The following is a 3,045-nucleotide window of genomic DNA, read 5'->3' as shown; positions in this document are numbered from 1 at the left end:
AGTTAGAGCTGATCATGCTATCAGGAGGTGGCGAAACTCACTATGTGGTGTACACCACTGGCGGGGCCCAACTTAGGGAGCAACGTTTTTTCTGTAACGGCGAGGGTAGACATTGCGATCTTACACCAGTGTCTAACAACAGCGATTCGAGTGGGACCCCAGATATTGTCGCTAGCTGGAATGCTTGGGGAGTGAATCAACTCAACAATGTGTTTAATAACGTCAAAACACAAATCCAAACAGTTGACGCAAGAAATAACCCTTCAGTGCCCGGTGGGAATGGTAACTCACATTATTGGCGCTTAGAGGATTATTTCCCCAAAACAAGTACCCAAAATAAAACATTGGATATTGCAAAATCGACGAGCATCTCGTTTGGTTTGGAAGGCAGTACTGGGAAAGAAGCGTCCGTGAACTTTGCTGTCGGTTATGAAAGTGGGTTTTCAACGGAAGAAACTGTCATGACGGTGCACGGAACGGAGCTAACATCAGACACGGGCTCAAGTTCCGAATTCAAACTAAACGTACATGCAATATGGCCGCTTTCTAGTTTTAACTCTGAGGTGTCTACTGGGTCGAGTAGCCTCGTTGACAATCGAATCGGTCAATCGGCTTGGCGTGACATTGATTTTAGTTCATTTACTGTTTGGCGCGAGACGGTCAATCAAGGTAACTGTAATCCTGATGAAGGCTTACGAAACCAGATATTCCGACATACGTTGAGCATGGACCGTGGTCAATATGATGCAGATAGCAACAGCAACGTGTTAACGGTCGTTGAAGGTGCAACTTCGCTAGAGCGTAGCTACGCGACCTATTCGGCAGCGAAGAACTTTACTGTCGGAACGAAGTGCGTGGCTGGTAAATCAGGAAAGTGGTACCGAGTACATGAAACTGGAACGCTAAATAGATAAATTATAACAGGACAAAAATTATGAAAATGAAATCAATATTGGCTTTAACTGTTTCAACGTTTCTTTCTGTATCGGCATTGGCGAAGCCCGTTCATGTTTTAGTGGAGAATGTCACGAACTCACCGCTGGATTTGGTAACGGAAATGGTCAACATGGAAGGACCTGTTGAGGCAACATCGGGTGAGCGAGCACTCTATGCTTCGGAAAACCATCAGGTTGCAGTACTTGATTCAAGTATCGTTCTTCAACAGGGTTCTTCTTTAGAAAAAGAACGTTTCAACGGAGCGAAAGCCATCGTAATTGTTGGATCGCCAAAAGATAATATGCAGGTATCTCAAGCACTGCTTGGTTATGGTGTTGAGGATGACTATATTGTTATCACGGGCGTTGATGAACCTAAAAATATAGCGCTGACCTATTTTACCAAGGTCGACACCGCGAGCGATGCAGAAACAGCAAAAGCGTTAATCAAAGCCGCAATTAAATAGCGTCGATATTAACGTAACTTAATGATAAAAGCAGAAAGGGGGAGAGCCTTTCTGCTTTTCATTTTTTCAAACTGCTTTTTATAAGAGCAATGATTTTATGTCTTGATATGTTTGCTATCAAAATAGGCGCTCATAACTCACCTAACGTTTCCCTTCGCTTTTACACATCAAGATTTTTTCTTTAACCAATTTAGCCATGGCTGCTTTCGGCGCTTCATTATAAATTCTTGGGTCATTGATGCTGGGGTCTTCGTTGAATGCATTTTTTAAAGAATCTGCAAACGCGATTTTTAACTCAGTTGCGACGTTGACTTTAGCAACACCGAGAGAAATGCAGCGCTGTACATCAGCAACACTGATACCAGAAGCACCATGTAATACCAATGGAATATCAATAAGCTTAGCTATTCTTGCAAGGCGTTCAAAATCTAACCGTGGTTCATCTTTGTAAAGCCCATGTGCCGTACCTATGGCGATAGCAAGTGAGTCTATGTTGGTCTGTTCCACCAGCTTAACGGCGTCTTCTGGGTTGGTGTACGGATCGGCAACGGATTCTACTATCAAATCGTCTTCCTGCCCGACAAGCTGACCAATTTCAGCTTCTACACAGCAACCATAGGCGTGGCAGATTTTGACGGTTTCTTTGGTAAGGGCGATGTTCTCTTCCAGTGGTAATGCACTACCGTCTATCATGGCGGAGCGAATGCCAAGCTGAACTTTACGCTCAATATCCGAAATATCATGATGATGGTCTAAATGAACCACAACCCGCATGTTGCGTTCAAATGCGGCAGCGTTGACCATATGTACGAGTTCGCGAGCACCGCCGTACTGATAAGTTCCGGGTGTACCCGCCAAAATGACTGGGGAATCCAGCTCTTTCGCTGCGTCTAAAATGACCTGAACCGTCTCCAGGTTATGAAAGTTAAACGCAGGAACGGCAAATCCCTCCTTTCTGGCTTTTGTTAACCAATAATTGCTGTTTATGATGTTGTTCATTAACCTAAATTCTCCTCAGACGCCGCTTAAGTAACGGGCTTGTACTTCATTAAAACAACTACTTCTGATAGCAAGCAGCGCTGTATATTTCGGTTATTTCCATGACTTTATCGATCACGATTTCCTTTGGATGGTTGGTTAACTTCCCCGCAGAAATTTTTTGGCTTTGATTGGGCAGATATTGGCTGAGCAAAGTTGGGGGAGGCGGGTTACTTTCCAGATTACGGAATAGTTTTCCCACCGCTTTCTTTACCTTTTCATTTGGCCAGTAGTAACGGATCCGATCGCTCAAGCTGTAGTGCTTGTCTATTTGCTGAAATTTGCCGGATTTTTCGTAGTAGCGAGCCCAGTAGCTTGGATCCTCATCCATTGCCTGCTCAATGGCATGTTTCAGATCAGAGGTAACCTCGGAATCGACCCATTCACGTTCAATGCAATCGAGTGCAAATAAAGCTTCTCTCAGAGCAAACGTTAGTGCTGGTCCTACTTTTAGAATCGCAAAATGGTCTTTGACCAGCTGTGAATACGCACCATTGCATTGGTAATCCGTTGAATGCGCTTCGTAAACCAGAGTCTGATATTTCTCAATCATGTTACTCAGCGGCTTGGCTTTGGACGGCTGATAATGGACGACTTTGTGATGA

General features: G+C 44.2%; 4 protein-coding genes. 2 read left to right on the top strand and 2 right to left on the bottom strand.

The features are described 5' to 3' along the window. Positions 1-914: hypothetical protein (locus tag RH89_RS30230; RefSeq protein ID WP_004403070.1), on the top strand; the 914-nt coding region annotated here is incomplete at its 5' end. A 20-nt stretch (positions 915-934) separates the two neighbouring features. Continuing rightward, a complete protein-coding gene (locus tag RH89_RS14145) occupies positions 935-1,402 on the top strand; it encodes a hypothetical protein (RefSeq protein WP_004403069.1) in 468 nt (155 codons plus the stop codon). Between the two features lie 141 nt (positions 1,403-1,543). Here the strand turns inward: RH89_RS14145 and gatY are convergent, their stop codons facing one another. Both gatY and RH89_RS14135 read right to left on the bottom strand, forming a co-directional pair. Next, entirely contained in the window at positions 1,544-2,401 is an 858-nt protein-coding gene (gatY, locus tag RH89_RS14140; protein ID WP_004403068.1) for a tagatose-bisphosphate aldolase subunit GatY, read from the bottom strand. Between the two features lie 58 nt (positions 2,402-2,459). Then, a partial coding sequence (locus RH89_RS14135; protein WP_004403067.1) for a class II D-tagatose-bisphosphate aldolase non-catalytic subunit occupies positions 2,460-3,045 on the bottom strand: 586 nt, incomplete at its 5' end.

The sequence above is a fragment of the Vibrio nigripulchritudo ATCC 27043 genome, assembly GCF_000222685.1.
Lineage (GTDB): Bacteria > Pseudomonadota > Gammaproteobacteria > Enterobacterales > Vibrionaceae > Vibrio > Vibrio nigripulchritudo.
The sequence above is the reverse complement of the archived record's forward strand: the minus strand, read 5'-3'. Positions and strand labels throughout refer to the sequence as shown.